Annotated in this window: 17 protein-coding genes; 3 read left to right on the forward strand and 14 right to left on the reverse strand. The window is 39.2% G+C overall.

Features of this window, described 5'->3' with window-relative positions; all coding sequences use genetic code 11:
- The first annotated feature begins 72 nt into the window (after positions 1-72).
- On the forward strand, positions 73-2688 hold the full coding sequence (gene cphA / locus ACFSR6_RS16580; RefSeq protein WP_379080820.1) for a cyanophycin synthetase: 2616 nt from the start codon (positions 73-75) through the stop codon (positions 2686-2688).
- A 179-nt stretch (positions 2689-2867) separates the two neighbouring features.
- Here the strand turns inward: cphA and ACFSR6_RS16585 are convergent, their stop codons facing one another.
- The 13 genes from ACFSR6_RS16585 to ACFSR6_RS16645 all read right to left on the reverse strand — a co-directional run bounded on the left by ACFSR6_RS16585 (position 2868) and on the right by ACFSR6_RS16645 (position 13119).
- Positions 2868-3323, reverse strand: coding sequence for a PA2169 family four-helix-bundle protein (locus ACFSR6_RS16585; RefSeq protein ID WP_379080822.1), 456 nt, complete (start codon positions 3321-3323; stop codon positions 2868-2870).
- A gap of 100 nt (positions 3324-3423) precedes the next feature.
- On the reverse strand, positions 3424-4341 hold the full coding sequence (locus ACFSR6_RS16590; RefSeq protein WP_379080968.1) for a glycosyltransferase family protein: 918 nt from the start codon (positions 4339-4341) through the stop codon (positions 3424-3426).
- A 62-nt stretch (positions 4342-4403) separates the two neighbouring features.
- Positions 4404-5165, reverse strand: coding sequence for a class I SAM-dependent methyltransferase (locus ACFSR6_RS16595; RefSeq protein ID WP_379080824.1), 762 nt, complete (start codon positions 5163-5165; stop codon positions 4404-4406).
- A gap of 13 nt (positions 5166-5178) precedes the next feature.
- Complete coding sequence (locus ACFSR6_RS16600) at positions 5179-5826, reverse strand: class I SAM-dependent methyltransferase (protein ID WP_343522514.1); 648 nt, start codon at positions 5824-5826, stop codon at positions 5179-5181.
- Positions 5823-7142, reverse strand: coding sequence for a flippase (locus tag ACFSR6_RS16605; protein WP_379080826.1), 1320 nt, complete (start codon positions 7140-7142; stop codon positions 5823-5825). Before ACFSR6_RS16605 ends, ACFSR6_RS16600 begins: the two co-directional genes overlap by 4 nt.
- A gap of 75 nt (positions 7143-7217) precedes the next feature.
- Positions 7218-7838, reverse strand: coding sequence for a hypothetical protein (locus tag ACFSR6_RS16610; protein ID WP_379080828.1), 621 nt, complete (start codon positions 7836-7838; stop codon positions 7218-7220).
- Positions 7839-7881: 43 nt separating this feature from the next.
- On the reverse strand, positions 7882-8397 hold the full coding sequence (locus tag ACFSR6_RS16615) for a DinB family protein (RefSeq protein ID WP_379080829.1): 516 nt from the start codon (positions 8395-8397) through the stop codon (positions 7882-7884).
- A gap of 19 nt (positions 8398-8416) precedes the next feature.
- A complete protein-coding gene (locus tag ACFSR6_RS16620) occupies positions 8417-9121 on the reverse strand; it encodes a DUF4476 domain-containing protein (RefSeq protein WP_379080831.1) in 705 nt (234 codons plus the stop codon).
- Between the two features lie 76 nt (positions 9122-9197).
- The gene (locus ACFSR6_RS16625) at positions 9198-9887 is read right to left on the reverse strand and encodes a YjjG family noncanonical pyrimidine nucleotidase (RefSeq protein ID WP_379080832.1); all 690 of its coding nucleotides are present in this window, start codon (positions 9885-9887) and stop codon (positions 9198-9200) included.
- Between the two features lie 111 nt (positions 9888-9998).
- Complete coding sequence (locus ACFSR6_RS16630; protein WP_379080834.1) at positions 9999-10316, reverse strand: low molecular weight protein tyrosine phosphatase family protein; 318 nt, start codon at positions 10314-10316, stop codon at positions 9999-10001.
- Between the two features lie 57 nt (positions 10317-10373).
- Positions 10374-11018: a uracil phosphoribosyltransferase gene (gene upp / locus ACFSR6_RS16635; protein WP_379080970.1), complete on the reverse strand. Its 645-nt coding sequence runs from the start codon at positions 11016-11018 to the stop codon at positions 10374-10376.
- A 193-nt stretch (positions 11019-11211) separates the two neighbouring features.
- Positions 11212-12480 carry a DUF7033 domain-containing protein gene (locus ACFSR6_RS16640; protein ID WP_379080836.1) on the reverse strand — a complete coding sequence of 423 codons (1269 nt, stop codon included), beginning with the start codon at positions 12478-12480 and terminating at the stop codon, positions 11212-11214.
- A gap of 132 nt (positions 12481-12612) precedes the next feature.
- Positions 12613-13119 carry a DUF6702 family protein gene (locus ACFSR6_RS16645; protein WP_379080838.1) on the reverse strand — a complete coding sequence of 169 codons (507 nt, stop codon included), beginning with the start codon at positions 13117-13119 and terminating at the stop codon, positions 12613-12615.
- Positions 13120-13310: 191 nt separating this feature from the next.
- On the opposite strand from ACFSR6_RS16645, the gene ACFSR6_RS16650 reads away from it, so the two are divergent.
- Together ACFSR6_RS16650 and ACFSR6_RS16655 are read left to right on the forward strand one after the other, a co-directional pair.
- Positions 13311-13898 carry a HupE/UreJ family protein gene (locus ACFSR6_RS16650; protein ID WP_379080840.1) on the forward strand — a complete coding sequence of 196 codons (588 nt, stop codon included), beginning with the start codon at positions 13311-13313 and terminating at the stop codon, positions 13896-13898.
- Between the two features lie 7 nt (positions 13899-13905).
- Positions 13906-16278, forward strand: a complete 2373-nt coding sequence (locus ACFSR6_RS16655) for a M1 family metallopeptidase (RefSeq protein WP_379080842.1) — start codon at positions 13906-13908, stop codon at positions 16276-16278.
- Between the two features lie 32 nt (positions 16279-16310).
- Here the strand turns inward: ACFSR6_RS16655 and ACFSR6_RS16660 are convergent, their stop codons facing one another.
- Complete coding sequence (locus ACFSR6_RS16660; RefSeq protein WP_379080844.1) at positions 16311-17471, reverse strand: ATP-binding protein; 1161 nt, start codon at positions 17469-17471, stop codon at positions 16311-16313.
- Positions 17472-17612 lie beyond the last annotated feature (141 nt).

Raw genomic sequence — 17612 nt, forward strand, 5'->3', positions numbered from 1 at the left:
TTTCGTGCTCAAAACTGAGTTAAAAAAGGCTGTCCCAAATCCTTATTACCATTAAAATTAACAAAACATTACATGAAGATATTAAACATACAAGTACTGAGAGGGCCTAATATTTGGTCGATCAACCGGAAGAAATTGATCCAGATGCGATTGGATTTAGAAGATTTAGAGCAAAAACCAACCAATGTTATAGAGGGGTTTAGCGAAAGGATAGAAAAACTGTTACCGAGCATGTTTACGCACCGTTGCTCAAAAGGTGTTGAAGGCGGTTTTTTTACCCGTGTAAAAGAGGGTACCTGGATGGGCCATGTAATTGAACATATAGCCCTTGAAATACAGACGCTTGCAGGAATGGACACTGGTTTCGGAAGGACACGAATGACCAAAACCGAAGGCATTTATAATGTGGTTTTCAGTTACCTTGAAGAGAAAGTGGGTGTTTATTCGGCAGAAGCAGCGGTAAGGATTGCCGAGGCCTTGATTAACAACGTGGAATACGATTTAGAGCATGATATCCGCAGGATGAAGGAAATCCGCGAACTGGAAGCTTTGGGTCCGAGTACCGCTTCAATTGTAGAAGAGGCGGTAAAAAGAAGTATTCCGTGGATCAGGTTAAATAAAAGTTCGTTGGTACAACTGGGCTATGGCAAAAACCAGGTGCGTTTTAGGGCCACCATGACTGAAAAAACCAGCAGCATTGCGGTTGATATTGCCAGTAATAAGGAAGAAACCAAACGTTTACTCACAGAGGCCGCTATCCCGGTAGCTTCGGGTGTAACGATTTCCAGTCCTGACGACCTTGAGGCTGCGGTTAATAAAGTAGGCTTTCCGTTGGTATTTAAGCCTTTAGACGGCAACCATGGTAAAGGGGCCACCATTAACGTAAAAACAATGGAAGGTGCGGTAGCAGCTTTTGAATATGCCAAAACCTACTCGAGAAGGGTAATTATTGAAAAATTTATCACCGGATACGATTTTCGCGTACTGGTGATCGATCATAAAGTGGTTGCTGCAGCACAGCGCGATCCGGCTCATGTAAGAGGAAATGGTATCCATACCATCCAGGAATTAATTGATAAGGAAAATGAAGATCCGCGCCGTGGCTATGGTCACGAAAATGTGTTAACGGAAATTGCTGTTGATCGTGACACGCTGGATTTACTCGCCAAAAAAGAATATACGCTAGAAACGATTCCTGAAAAAGGAGAGATCGTTTACCTAAAATCGACTGCCAATTTAAGTACTGGGGGTACTTCTATAGATGTTACCGATATTGTGCACCCACAGAATATTTTTATCTGCGAACGGATTTCGAGGGTGATCGGACTGGATATTTGCGGTATTGATATTATGGCACAGAACCTCACCCAGCCTTTAACCGAAAATGGTGGAGTGGTTTTAGAAGTTAATGCCGCCCCCGGCTTCAGAATGCACCTGGCACCTAGCGAAGGTTTACCACGCAACGTTGCGGCACCGGTGATCGATATGCTTTATCCACAGGGTAAATTATCACAGATCCCGATTATTGCTGTAACCGGAACCAACGGAAAAACCACTACCACCCGTTTAATTGCACATATTATCCGTAGCAATGGTAAACGTGTAGGTTTTACCACGAGCGATGGGGTTTATGTACACAACACCATGCTGATGAAAGGCGATACCACTGGGCCGGTAAGTGCAGAATTTATGTTAAAAGACCCAACAGTGGAGTTTGCTGTTTTAGAAACCGCGCGTGGGGGGATTTTAAGGGCTGGACTGGGCTTTAATGCCTGCGATATCGGTGTGGTAACCAATATTCAGGAAGATCACCTGGGCCTGTCTGACATCCACAATCTCGACGATTTAACCCGGGTTAAAGCGGTTGTGATTGGCGCAGTACGCCGTAAAGGCTGGGCGGTATTAAATGCAGATAATGGTTATTGCGTCCGTATCGCCAAAGATGCCCGTTGTAATGTGGCTTACTTTAGTATGGATGAGAACAATCCGGTAATTAAAGAACATTGCAGGAAAGGTGGAATTGCAGCGATTTATGAAAACGGATTTATTACCATTAAAACCGGCGACTGGAAATTAAGGGTTGATAAAGCCACACACGTTCCGCTAACTTTTGGTGGTTCGGTAAACTTCATGATTCAAAATGTGCTTGCTGCTACCTTGGCAGCTTATTTATGGGGCTATAAGCCTGAAGATATCCGTTTATCGTTAGAAACTTTTATCCCTTCAACAGCACATACCCCAGGAAGGATGAATATTTTTAGGTTTAAGGATTTTAAAGTCCTGGTAGATTTTGCTCACAATCCTGATGGGTTTAACGGGATAAAAGGTTTCTTACAGGGGGTAGAAGCTACTGAACATGTGGGTATTATTTCGGCAACCGGCGATAGAAGGGATGAAGACATTATTGAAACAGCCCGCATTTCTGCACAGATGTTTGATAAGATTTATATTTGCCAGGAAAAATATTTACGCGGCAGACAACAACAGGAACTTATCGATTTGTTGATCAAAGGCATCAGGGAAGTTGATCCGGGTAAAGAGATCATTGTAAACAATAAAAGCACCGAATGTTTAAGGATAGCAATTGAATCGGCACAAAAAGGATCTTATTTAACCATTTTAAGCAATACAATTGATAATACAATACAACGTGTTACCGAACATCTGGATAAGGAATTGGAAGCATAGCTTTTCGTCATTTCGAGCGAAATGAAATGAAGCCGAGAACCCGTAGGCTCAGCGAAGCTAAATCTGTCTAGATAGATCTCTCCATTCCGCTTTGCTACAGTCGAGATGACGGCTACAATAAAAAACCCTCCCCTGATTTATAAATCGAAGGAGGGTTTTCTGTTATTATTCTTGTTTAATTATGCCTGGCTGTCACGTAATCTTTTAATTTCATCGTGTGATACTCTTAACGATGCTTTCTGATCAGAAATTAATTCCCTGATGTTTGAAGGAAGATCTTCTTCCTCTAAGGCCATTTTATACGCATTTTGTGCAGCATCTTCTCCAAACTCACAGTTATTTAATACTGTTTTACGGTCGTGACCGGTGAAAATAGCCTTTACATCCATCCAGGCCCTGTAAATTTTACCAGAATTGGTGGTTCCTGTTTCTATTTCTTCTCCCAGGGCAGTTACTTCTGTAGCTAAAGCCATTTTATATTTATGACTCTGGTCAATCATATTTAAGAATAGCGATTTCAGATCTGCATCTTCATCTTTTAATTCTTGACGGGCTTTTTCATAACCTTCAATACGGTCGTTATTAATCTGGATCAGGTCATTTAATACTTCTGCTGTTGCTGTTGCTGTTTTCATGTTGTTATTTTTTATAGTTTCGATGTATAAAAGCAACAAGGCCTATCAAAAAAAGGTTTGTCATTTTTTTAATAGCTCACAACAGGCAGGAATATCGCGTTTATTTTTTTGAAAAATACTGAGCCAGTTTTTCTTTAACGAAACGGCGCACACGGGTTACCATATTACCTTTACGTTTGGCTAAAAATGATTTGATGGCTTTGTAAGCCACTGCATCTTCTTTAATTATAGTAGGAAATTCGACAATTGGTTTAGGGTTGATGATTACGTTATAGATATCGTTTATTCCCGAGTGCACCCCTGTACCGTCATGCCCTATATTGTTTACCAGTGACTGTGACGGATTAAGTGTTAGGCCGCCCTTTAAGAAAATAGAAGCATACCACCTGATGGCCCAGCTATTATTTTTTCCTTTCTTGAATTCCAGCATCTGCTTCCAGAAATTCATTTTATTATCAATTGAGAAAGCGGCTTTTTTCTTTTTATCAAACTGTTTTAAAAGTATATCGATATCGGGTTCGAAGTTTTTCCAGGCCCTTGCCCATGTGGCCCATCCCCAGCTGGTGGCCGCTCTGTAAAAAAACGACTGCGATAGTTCTTCTGCCTTTAAAGGATACATATAGGCACCAATGTGCATTACTTTTTCTTCTTCTCTGTAGCGGTTTAGTGCTTCGTTGAAATAATGCAAAGTATGCGGAGAGGTAACCAGATCATCTTCAAAAACAATCACCTGGTCGTATTCCTCTATTAACCGGGTAACACCTGCAATTACCGAATTAGCCAAGCCTGCATTATCCTTTCTCTCAATTACTTTAACTGATTTAAAACCCTTTGTTTTATTGATAATTTTCCTTACCTCAGCCACATTTTCTTCATCACGAATGGTTTTTGCTCCGTCAGAAAAGATGTACAAATGGCTTTCGGCAGCCAGTTCGTTCTGTTGCAGGAATTTTAACGTGCGCTCGGTATGTTGAGGGCGGTTATATACGAAAAGTGCTATGGGCGCAAGGTTTTGCATGTTAGTTTTTACCATTAAAGGAAGATTAGGTTTAAGTACCTTATATTATTTGCCATATAAACCTAAAATATCTGCAGGTTATGATCTGATTTTTTGGTTAATACCGTATAGGCATTAGCAAATTGTTCCTGTTTTTTTCTTCCGAACAGGTTACCCAAAGTTCTCTTAATGCGGTATTCTAGCTCAATTTTTAGGTTCTTGGTAAATGTTTTTGGTGCCTTTCTATTGATAAATTCGTTAAATTTTACCGTTTCAGGAGCAGTTATCGAAATTTTATCTTCCAGAATTTCCAATCCTTCACTCTGTAGCAAGAACCTTAAAGATGTTGGCGTATACATGTTGATATGGCCATAATCCAAAAAGTGTTTCATCCGTTGGTCCACGCCGTACCGGTAATCCTTTGGCACCTCAACCACAATGTATTTCGCAACCCTCTTTAGTTCACGGATCAGGATTCTTTCGTGTTCTACATGTTCTAAAACATGTGCAAGGATGATCAGGTCGAAAGTATCATCTCCATAAGGAATTTTATAGCCGTCAAAAGTCTGAACCTCTTTTAAGCTTGCCAGGTTACGTTCTTTAATAATTTCGACACCACTTTGTGCAATTTCTAAAGCATAAAGCTCTGGTGCAAAATGCCATTCGTTTAAAAAATGCAAAATACTGCCATCGCCTGCGCCAACCTCAAGCACTTTTTTGGGTTTCAGGCCTTTGCATACCTCAACAATATTCTGGGCCTTATATTTGGCACCAAGCATTCGCCAGGCCACATCGCTGTTGGTATAAAAATTATCGTATGCTGTTTTTACTTCTTCGCTTAACATGCCTCCAACTGTATTAAATACCTAAACAATTATCCTGTTTATAAAAAACCGAAGTTGCTTTTTCGTAAAAAAGTCCGGGTGAAATTCCGCTAAAACTGATTTCTTTAAATCCCTGCTCTTTTAACAGCACGCGCGCCGGATGATACACTTCGCGCTCACTGTCATCCAATACCAGCACGCCATTTGAGGAAAGTGCTTCAACACTATATTTACAACAGTTTACGCGGTCGCGGCCATCTACAATAATAATGTCGAATTTGCGGTTAAGCAAAGTTGCTTTTTTAGCGTATTCTCCATCCTTTTCCAGTTGGCAAAATATCATTTCGGCATTTGCTGGGCTGGTGTTTTTCACCTTATCATACCAGCCTTTATCATGCTCTACCGAGGTAACTGAAGCTGCCCGCTCTGCATAAAATAGTGTAGAGCTGCCCGATCCATATTCGAAAATATGTTGTGTTTTGTTGATACGTTCTTTAATAAAATCGATGAAAGAATAAGTTACCCAGGGCAATGCCTTCCCGTTTCCATCTACGGCCTGTTTTTTGTCAAAGGCTGTAAACCAGCCAATGCTGCTTAAATATCCTTTATGTCCGTATGATAATAATGCTTTAAGCCTGTTTGGCTTAGCAATTAGTGTTGTTAATGCTTTAAGAGTACTCAACGTTTAAATATTTTTTGAAATGCCGTAACCAAAAGTAATGATTTTAACATCATTATACCCTGTTGACGGGTTTTAGGAATTAATAAAAGATAAAATGCCGAACTGGCACAGGCAATAAGGGTGGCAATTGAGGCACCGATACCCGCGTATAAAGGTATTAACCAGAGGTTTAGCAAAATATTGATCAGTGCTCCGAAAGCAGTGCGGTAAAAGGAAATCTTAGTAAATCCCTCGGCCAATAAATACTGGGAGCTGGCACTTCCTAAGAATACAAAAACACCAGACCAAATGTGGATGGGCAGCATGTGTTCTGCACCTCCAAAGCGGTTATCGTAAATAATGTGAATAATAAATGTTGAGGCAAAAGTAATAATGACTGCAACGGGTAAACTTATTGCCACCAATAGGTCGTATAGGTTTTGTAATCGTTTAATATAACGTTCATGATCAGTTTTTCGTGCATTTATTAAAGCCGGGAAAACAGAGGTAACAATGGCTACCGGAATAAAATACCAGGCTTCGCTAATTTTAGCCACGGCACTGTAAATGCCAACGGCGCTACTTCCTTCGGTTTTTAACATAACCTGATCTATCTTCATGTAGATCGATACCATTACCGCCGATAATATTAAGGGAGCCGACTGTTTCAAAAGTGATTTTGCACGCGCCCGCTTAAAATGCCAGTCGAACAGGTTAAAGCCTTTGCTCTGGTAGAGCAAAACCAGGCCTAAGGCAAGAATAAAACCATCGAAAACCAATGCCCAGGCAAACCATATAACCGGCATGTTTAAAATAACAAGCAATATTTTAACTAGTGCTGAAAGAATTACACAGATATTTTGAATATGGACTACATATTTAGATTGTACTTGCGATTGGAAGTAGGAATCGATTACGTTAAATGATTTAAAAAATGCAGCGAAAGATAGTAACGCAACTACATAAGTTAACGGTTCGCCAGGATTGTTGGATAATTTATGAAATATATAATATAAGACTACTGAAATAGGGATCAGTAGAAGATTAACACCCAGCCTCAGCAATAAAGATGTTCCTAAGATTTCATCCTTTTTTGTCGGATCGTTTAGTATTTCCCTAATGATAAAAGTATCCAGACCTAATGCGCCAATGGCTGCTGCAATTGCGGTAAAGGCATCAGCAAAGCTTAAATCTCCGAAAGAAATTGGCCCCAGGAACCGGGCAACCACAAAGCCCACAATCATGCTCAGTATCTTCCCGAACATCAACCATCCCGTATTTTTTAAATACTTGTTAAATGCTTCCTCATCAAAACCTTTTATGGCGGGTAATTTCATTAACGCAAAGATGTAAAAAAATGTGCGTTAAGTTGGGTACTCTAAATTCAAATATTTTTGTTGCTTATTTCGCCATTAGCGCTCACTTTTTGTTTCAAGCACTTTTGTTTCGGTAGTTTTAGCTTCAGGTATTGGAGTTGGCGCTGGGTTTGCAATTGGTGCAGGCTTGCTGTTCAGTGGTGCACCTACGGCAAGATCGCACCTGTGGTTAGGCTGGCCGTGGGGTGGATTTAAACCTTTACCTACTTTTACGCCTGATACCTGCGTAACCGCCGGTTGGGTAGTGGTAACCACTTGCGTTGGTTTACTATCCAAAGGTGCGCCAACGGCTATATCACATCTGTGGCCAGGCTCGCCATGCTTAGGGTTCAGCTTTTTCCCTGAAGTATTTACAACAGCTGTCGTTGGTTTAGGTGTTGGCTGCGGATTTGCATTTGGTTGGGGCTGCACTCTGGCAGTGGGGTTTAATGGAGCGCCAACAGCCAATGCACAGGTATGCCCGGCCTCCCCATGGGGCGGATTGAAAATAAGGTTACTTTTTGTAGTAACAGCCGGTGTTGCTGCCGCCGTTGTATTACCTTTTTGCAGTCCCTGCATTCCTGCTGGCGTTGGGATCATCACCTGGGCGGGTTGTTTTTTTTCGCCCTGGCAGGCGAAGCACAAAGCTATAGCCAGAAGGTAAAAAGCGTTTTTCATGAGAATTGAGTGTTAAGTACTACTCAAATATGGCGAAATTAATTTACGCTCGAAAACTCTTTTCTATTCTTTCTAGTTGTTTGAGGTGGTGTTCTAAATGGATTTCAATAAACCTTAACCATTGTTTGGCATTCAGATAGCCTAGCCGTGGATGTTTGATTTTAGAATGGGCAGTTGCAGAGGCCACTGAGGGATAGTTCTCGTCTAAAGCCTCTTCAAATGCTAAAATAAGGTCAAGGGCTTCTGTTTGGCTGATTTTTTTTACCCGGTCGGCCAGTTTTTTAGGTACTTTAAATTGCCCGGGTGGCAATATACCTAATAACAAAATGAGCCTCACGGCCAAAGCCGTTGGCTTATCCTCCCCCTTGCCTTTTGCAGCATGATCTACAGCCCTGAGCGATAGCAGGCTCGAATCGAAAATGTGCGAATATACTTCGCTGTAACTCCAGCCGGCTATAGGTGGTTGCTGCTGAAAAACATCATCAGCATAAGCAGATAGTTTCGATTTATAGGCATCAACAATCCTATGTATCGATGCCTTTATTTTTGCAGCCCTCATATTATAAAGATAAGCTGAATTACTGGTTCTCCAAGAATTTTAAAAATTCATCTTTATAATTTAAAAATTCGAAAGTTTCAGCGAGGGTAAAATAATTTTGCGGGTCAACAACGGTTTGATAAAGGATTTTAGCAATTTTTAAACGTTCAGCATCGAAAATAAACGGTTTGAGAATAAGTTTACATTGACTGCTGGAAAATGAAGCTTTCTTATTTACAGCATTGATTAACCTCACCCTATCAATATCAAAGCTCGTTTTCTTGTAATTGGCATAAAATTCCTGAAAAGCCTCAGGCGATAATAATCGGTAAGTCAGATCTGGTTGCGGCAGCACGGGTGGAACAATTCCCGTATTGTAATCTCCGGTGTATCCATCAAAATCGTCGAGCGTGTACTGCCTGTTCCGAAAGATGTTCAGCTGTTTCACCGTAGTTAATTCCTTACCCTCTAAGCTTAAAACAAGCCTTTGCTCCGGGATCACGCTGATCCTTTGTTTTAAGATTTCTGTATTGCCCTGAAAAATAGAGAGTACTGGTGTAGAATTGTAGACATCGTAAAAACGGAACCTACCCTTGGCTGATGAAACAAGTTCTTCGTCCAGATACACGTTGTACTTGCCCGGATTAACGATTTCCAGGAAAACTTCGGCAGATCTGTAGTTATTTTGAGCGAAAGTCAGGGTAGCAAATAACATTGCCAGTCCTAAAAAGATGGTTGTTTTCATTTTAATTATGGTTTCATTTTGTGTGTATTCAATTAATGCCAAACAAATGCCAAAATCAAATAAAAAAGGAGTAGGATTAAAAAAGTTTCAGTAATTCTTCTAAATGAACGATCTGCTGTTTTACATCCTGGGGTTTTTCTTTTTGCAAAGGATTAAAAAAAATGGCCTCCATACCAAAATTTAAGGCACCATAAATATCAGCTTCCAAGCTGTCGCCAATCATGATGCTTTCTTCTTTTAAAGCCTTTGCTTTATCTAATGCATATTCAAAAATGATGGGATTGGGCTTGTTTACGCCCACATCTTCCGAAATAATTACATTTTTGAAATAGGGGTTCAGGTTTGATAGGTGCATTTTGGTCAAGGTAGTTTCCTTAAAACCATTAGAGATAATATGCAGGGTATATTTTTGTTGCAAATAAGCGAGCACATTTTCTGCCCCTTCGAACAGGTTGGTTTTAGTAGGCGAAATGTTTACATAATCATCCTCAAACTGATGTGGAACGGCATCAGGATGTACACCCAACTGAATAAACGTTTTGCTAAAACGCTCCGATCTTAAAAAGTCTTTGGTAATTTTTCCCAAGTGGTAGTCGGCCCATAATTGATGATTGTTCCGGGTATAGGTATTGATAAAATCACTACAGGATTTAAGGCCAAGTTCGTCCAGTTTATAGATATGATAAAGCTCGTGTAATGTTTCTTCAGCATTGCGGTCAAAATCCCAGATGGTATGATCGAGATCGAAGAAGATATGTTTTTTCATTTGTGATGTTTTTCACAAAGGTAACTTAATGATCGTTGATTATAAATTCTTTGAAAGGTTTGAATTTAAACTGTTCCATTATACAGTTCATTTATTTGTAGTACGAATCTGCTATAAATATTCTCCTGTCTTTGCGTTAATCTCCTCGATAAGCTCCTCATCCATATACTGATAATCGTCTGGGATATCGAGTGTAATCATATCCTTTCCATAGCTCTCTTCAGGGAAACGCTCCATAATTCTTTGTTTATGTTTTTTCTCCATCACAAAGATCAGATCAGCCCAAATGATCAGCTTGGCGGTGATTTTAATCCTTGCCGCTGGTTCTGTACCGGCTGAGCGTACCTGATGTTCGGCATGATTCTTATAAATGGTTTCGGCAGTAGCACTACGCCATTTATTCCTACTGCAAACAAAGAGGATATTCAATTTTTATTTCATGAGGGTTAACAACTCTGGACAATAGACTACAGACTGAAGACTAATTTAAACCTTCTCTCCATAAGCCAGGTCGCCTGCATCGCCAAGTCCCGGAACGATGTAAGATTTGCTGGTCATTTCTTCATCAATGGCGCCTAGCCAAAGTTTGGCTTTAGGCAGATTGGCTCGTACATGGGCAACCCCTTCTGTACTGGCTATTGCAGCAACGATATGGAGTTCTTCAATTTTATAGCGGTTAATCAATTCTTTGCAGCACATCACCATGCTCTGCCCTGTTGCCAGCATAGGATCGGCCATAATCAGCACCTTACCATCCAAATCGGGTGTAGAAATATAATCCATCTGGATCACGAAATCGCCGCCTTTTTCTACCTTTCTGTAAGCGGAAATAAAACAACATTCAGCCCTGTCGAAAATATTGAGCAAACCCTGCTGCAATGGTAATCCCGCTCGTAGTATAGTAGCCAGAACGGGTTGTTGCGCTAAAACTTCGCAAGCCGATACCCCTAAAGGAGTAGTGATATCTTTAGTCGTATATTTTAGTGATTTACTGATTTCATAAGCAAAAAAACCACCAAGCCTTTCCAGGTTTTTACGGAAACGCATTGAATCTTTCTGGATGTTTTCATCCCGTAACTCTGTGATAAAAGTATTGGCAATAGATTTTGTTTTGCTTAAATCAAAAATCATCATTCTTTAGGTTTCAGGGCTTGTAAATTTAGTCCTGTGTGGGTTTAATGGTTAAAATTAACAATTTTAAGGCGGATAATTTAAAAAATCGGTTCCGTTTTATATAGATTTTCAATGGTGTGATCATAAGGCCATCAATGATCAGTTTGGCAAAAGTGCCATAAATATAACCGCCCGCTTTATTTATAATAAATCAATTTCCTGAATAACTGAGCATTTGGACAAAGAGCAAGCTCAGTTTTTTATATTTAGGCTGATCGGATAAGCTTTTTAAATCCCAACAGCTATAAAATGTTCCATTTACCACCTTAACTGCATCTATATACTGGTGCAGGATTTTCACTGCTGAGTCTTTTGTTAAGTATTGAAAAACATCATCAGTTAAACAATAAGAATTTACCACTAAAGGTGTTACTTTTTCGAGCTGCAGATCGTACCAGGCAAATGGTGTACAGGTTCCGGCCCTGAAGCCCGGTACCTTACTGTAGCCCATGGAATAATCGACGGTAATACCTGAATTGAGAATATTCAAATAACAGATCGGAAATTTTAATGTTTCCAATTGCTGACTGGTTAAGGGAATTGCAACCGGATGGCTTTTTTTGAGTTTGATCAGTCCTTCTTTAATTTCGTTTATTTTTTGCCTGTTGCTGGCACAAGGCCTCAACAAGCCAATAGAATGATCTTTAAAATGCCTGGAAACACCATTAATTTTTATATAATCCATCGGCACATTCGGAAAATCGATAAAATAAAGGGGCTTAATTTTCTTAGTAGCGACCATTTTATTTACTTTTTCCAGTACCTGTTCATTATTCAACCCAATTCCGGTTAGCCTATCGAACTTTGAACTCAGGTAATTATTCTCTTTCTTAAAAAGTGCACTGAAAATAAATTTAGTCCGGTTTAAAAATCCTTTTGGTAAACCCGGTAAAATGTTAAAGTGAATGGTAGGTTGATGGTTGAATTTCTTTTCATTAAACTTAAAGTTTGGATATTTCTTCTTGATAATGCTTTTAATCATCAATGCCCACTCATCAATAACAGGTTTATCCAAAACCTTCCATTTATGCTGAAAGCTTTTTGAAGGCTTAAATTCTTCTTCTGTATTTTTTTGATGCAGGTATTCCTCATAACGGCTCAGCATAAAAAAGGAAGCTGCAAAAACATCAAAAGGCAAAGCAGATTGCTCTACCGGAAAAGGAACGAGGTACCCGCCGAATGAAATGGTTTTTGGCTTAAATTCTTCCAGCTTATTGGAAAAGAGCAAAGCTGCACTTTTAAAAAAAAGCTCATCGCCTAATTGGTTATTGCCATAACTGATCTTAGCCTGTTCGCTTTGCAAAAAATACTGACTATTACCTGTAAATTCTATTTCTGCTTTAAGGATATCCTTAAAAATAAAATTAAAGATATACTTTATCCTGGGTGTTAATATATCGGAGAAGATGATTAGATGCATAACTTATTTTAACAACACGGAATTTAAAAAAAGATGACAAGAAATATTTCTCAGCTTATATTAACCTAATATAGCCTTTTTAAAATTAACTGTAATTTAACATTGAACGATTAATTAATACAAAAATTACAATTAAAAGTTTGCTACAAACTTCTTTTCAGGGTATAGTATTTTGGTGCTTTTTCGGGTGCTGCCCTTTACAACGTGCACAATACTCATCTGATCATCGAACAGGTCGTATAAAATAGTATCGTTAACCTCAACTGACTTTATAGCAGGTATTCTTTCAACTTCGAGGTAGATATTGGTCGCTTCACGATCAATTTCGAAACCGATATAATTTAAGACAGTGCCTTTTCCATTGGCTTTTAACTGCAAATGGGAGAGCAGGTACTTTTTAATCAGCCCATCCATCTCGGTTTTCATATTCGCACTGTTTAAATCGATTTTTTGCTTATACAGTTTAGCCAAAATGGTTTCAAAATCATCCGAAAAAATCCGGCAGCTTACTTCCAGGGTTTTGTCCTTGGCATTAAAATTTATTTCGGTGGTGCTTACATGCAAAGGGTGCTTTATGCCGGCCTTAACAGAATAGCAGGCGAAGCACAATAGCAAAATGATATATTTTAAACTATACATTAGTATTAAGGTGTTGTAAACAAAGTTATGATTTAAAGTTTAAAGCAAACAATCGTTTCAAATAATGGAAAAAATAGTAACAAATTTGGTATTTATTGTTTTGATTGAAAGATATTTGGACTTTTTGCAATTAAAAACATAATTTTAAGCGTTTTAAACTATTTTAACTTCAATAGTTAGCTTATTATTTCATGCCATTGCAAGATTTTATCTTTTATTTTAAATTAGGTTGGGAGCATATTATAAGCCTTGATGCTTTGGATCATCAACTTTTTATTTTGGCATTGGTGGCTATTTACAGTTATGTCAATTTAAAACAGGTGCTCATATTGGTTACTGCTTTTACCATCGGCCACTCACTTACCTTGCTTTTAAGTGTATTGGATATTATTCGGTTCGATAGTAAATGGATAGAATTCCTCATTCCCTGCACCATTGTAATTACGGCCATCAGCAATTTTTTTAGAAAGAATTTCTCCTTAAAATCAATTAAGATCAATTACTTTTTGGCATTGGGCTTTGGATTGATTCATGGTATGGGTTTCGCCAATTCAATACGGATTATGCTGGCAAAAGACCAAAACATTGGCTGGGGATTATTCGGCTTTAATGTAGGGCTTGAGGCCGGACAGGTTTTTATGGTAATGATCATTTTATTGATTACTTTTTTCATTTTTAACTATACCCGCATCAAACGCCTGAGCTGGGTTTTATTTATATCTGCAGCCGTGTTTAGCCTGGCTTTAAAAATGGCTTTAGAACGAATCCCTTTTAACTAACATCATAATGAATAAACTCTTTACTTTAACCGGCTTACTACTTTTTTCAGGTAGCTTAGCTTTTGCCCAAAATATTCAGAATAACCCCGGTAGCAACCACGGGAATAAATTCGAGCAGTTGGGTACTATTTTACCAACACCTAACGAACAACGTACGGCCAGTGGCGCACCTGGTGTTAAATATTGGCAACAGCGTGCCGATTATAATATTAAGTGCGAACTGGATGAGAAGAACCTCTTGCTCACCGGATCTGAAACCATTACCTATACCAATAATTCTCCTGATCCGTTAACCTATATCTGGTTGCAGCTTGATGAAAACGAGCATAGTACAGATAAGAACGCAAACTATCAGGATGCTACTAGAATGCCTATTTCTGCCACAACCAAAACCCTCGATCAGTTAAGCACAACAGCAAACAATGGCAATGGAGTCAACATTGTCAAATTAACGGATGCAACAGGTAAAAATCTAAAGTACACGATTAATAAAACCATGATGAGGGTTGATTTACCCGTTGCACTAAGAACAGGCCAGAAATTGATCTTCAACATTGATTGGAACTATAAAATTACAGACCGGATGTCGGTTGGAGGCCGTGGAGGCTACGAATATTTCCCGGCAGATGGGAACTATTTGTTTACCATGACCCAATGGTACCCTCGCTTATGTGTATACAGCGATTTTCAGGGATGGCAGAACCATCAGTTTACAGGAAGAGGCGAGTTTGCCTTAACCTTTGGCGATTTTAAAGTGCAGATGACGGTTCCGGCCGACCATCTTGTAGGTGCAACCGGTGAGTGTATTAACTACAGTGCCGTTTTAAATCCAACCCAGTTAAGCCGCTATAATGCGGCCAAAACGGCTTCGGCCCCTGTTGAAATCCAGACTTTAGCTGAAGCTAAAACGGCGGAAACTAAAAAATCGACAGCTAAAAAGACCTGGGTTTTTAATGCTAATAATGTGCGCGATTTCGCCTGGACTTCTTCGCGCAAGTTTATCTGGGATGCAATGCCGCAAAAAATACAGGCCAATAACAATACGGTAATGTGTATGAGCTTTTATGGAAAAGAAGCCTATAATCTTTATAGCAAATTTTCTACCCGTGCAGTAGCGCATACCATTAAAACCTATTCAGATTTTACCATCCCTTATCCATATCCGGTTGCCCAGAGTATTGAGGCGGCCAATGGAATGGAATATCCGATGATCTGCTTTAACTACGGCCGTACAGATACTGATGGTACATACAGCGAAAGCACTAAAAATGGAATGTTGGGGGTAATTATTCACGAGGTTGGACACAACTTTTTCCCGATGATCGTAAACAGCGACGAGCGTCAGTGGACCTGGATGGATGAGGGTTTAAACTCTTTTGTTGAATATTTAACCGAAGAACTTTGGGACAATAAATTCCCAAGCAAAAAAGGGCCGGCTTACACCATTGTAGATTACATGAAACTGCCAAAAGATGAGCTGGAACCAATTATGACCAACTCTGAAAACATTGCGCGTTTTGGTCCTAATGCCTATTCGAAACCGGCTACTGGCCTAAATATCCTCCGTGAAACCATTATGGGCAGAGAACTTTTCGATTATGCATTTAAAGAATATGCCAGAAGATGGGCCTTTAAACATCCTGAACCTGCAGATCTTTTCCGTACGATGGAAGATGCCAGTGGCGAGGATTTAGATTGGTTTTGGAGAGGCTGGTTTTATGGAACAGATCCGTGTGATATCTCATTGGATAGTGTAGAATTTGCTAAGGTAGATTTTCCTAAAGAAGTTCCTGCAGCAAGATCGCGCATGGTTAAGATTGATAAGCCTGCCGTAAATGCTTTTGAGGATATTTCAAAAATCAGAAACCGCGAGGATAAAAAAATCAACTTTTATGTAGATAAGAATACTGCAGCACAGGATTTTTATTATAAATACGACAGGGGAATGGTGAGCATTGATACTACTGTAGCCACCAAAGTAGAGGGTAGTTTGCCCATAGAAGTAGTTCCTTCTGATGAGCAGGATAAATATAAAAATAAATTCCTTTATGAGTTAAGTTTCAGCAATAAGGGTGGTTTGGTAATGCCAATCATTGTAGAGTTTACCTATAAAGATGGTACCAAAGAAATCGACCGCATCCCGGCGCAGATTTGGAGACATAATGAATTGAAAACGTCTAAGTTTTATGTAAAGGATAAAGAAATAGCCTCTATTATGATTGATCCGTTACGCGAAACAGCCGATATTGATACCAGCAACAATAGCTGGGGTGGTAAAGCTAAAGAAAGTAAATTTAGAGCTTACAAAGCAAAAGCCGGTGGTGCAGTTAGGGGCCAGTCGGTAGGCAAAAACCCAATGCAGCAGGCTGCAGGTAAATAAAAAAATCCCCGTTGAATTTCAACGGGGATTTTTTATTGAATTTCTGGAAGGATATTTAATAGAAAATGCCTAAGATTCGTGACTACAATATTGTTTGAAGTATGGTATGTTTCACTCTTTGGGGTAATTATATATTTATACTTAGGTTCAAGATCCTGCGTGCAATTGATGAAACCTTTTGAAACAGTTGGTGCATTTGATAGCTTAATCTCAATACAGGCAATTGGTGTAATGCCCTGAACCAATAGCAAATCATATTCTGCACCAGTTTGAGTACGATAAAAGAACAGTTCTGTTTGTTTTGTTTTAAGCTGATAAATCTGCTCAATTACATATCCTTCCCATGAGGCGCCTATCGCTGGATGACCAAATAAATCATTATAGTTTGGAATATTTAGCAAACGATGTAAGATCCCTGTATCGCGAATGTAAGTTTTAGGAGATTTAATTAATCTTTTTTTTGCATTCACAAACCAAGGAGGTAAACGCCTGATCAAATATCCACCTTCCAAAAAGTCCAGATATCTATTCACAGTGGGAGCGCTAACCCCTAACGATCTCGCAAACGATTCGCCATTAAATAAATTTCCATTTAAATGTGCAAGCATACTCCAAAAATTCTTTAGTAAAATTGGGGCTAATTCTATGCCAAACATTTTAGCTAAATCCCTTTCTACATAACTCACAATAAAGTCATCTGTCCATTCTTTGCTTAAGGTATCAGTTTCAGATAAAAGTGCTTCTGGAAAGCCTCCCCGAAACCAATGTTGATCATCTGCTATCTCTTTTGGTAGCTCAGTTAGCCCAATAGGACATAGTTCGTTGTATGAAATTCTGCCAGCTAGTGTTTCAGAAACTCCCTTAACCAATTCTGGCGATGCCGAGCCAAGGAGTATAAATCTTCCTGGCGTTCTTTTTGCATCAATTAAAGGCCTTAGTAAAGAAAATAATTCTGGCAGTAATTGTACTTCGTCAATAATTACAATTTGATCCTGTAGATTTTCTAAAAAAGTATAAGCATCCTGTAATTTGGCCAGATCCCTGGGGTTTTCCATGTCCAGATAAATGTAATGACTTTCAAGTTGCTTGCCTAGCGTAGTTTTGCCAACTTGCCTGGGGCCCAATATGGCTATTGCCGGCGATTTTTTTAGCCGGCTTCGCAGCTGTGTAGCTAGGGTTCTGGTAATTAACATATACAAATTAACCTAGTAAATCAAAAGTTAAACTTTCGATTTACTAGATTGTGTGCTGTTTAAGTGGCGTGGATGTATATTTAAGAAAATGGATAATTTTTTTAAGGCCCTATCTCATGCAATTTTTCAATTCATCCACAC

Source organism: Pedobacter vanadiisoli (genome assembly GCF_042684385.1).
GTDB classification, from domain to species: Bacteria; Bacteroidota; Bacteroidia; order Sphingobacteriales; family Sphingobacteriaceae; genus Pedobacter; species Pedobacter vanadiisoli.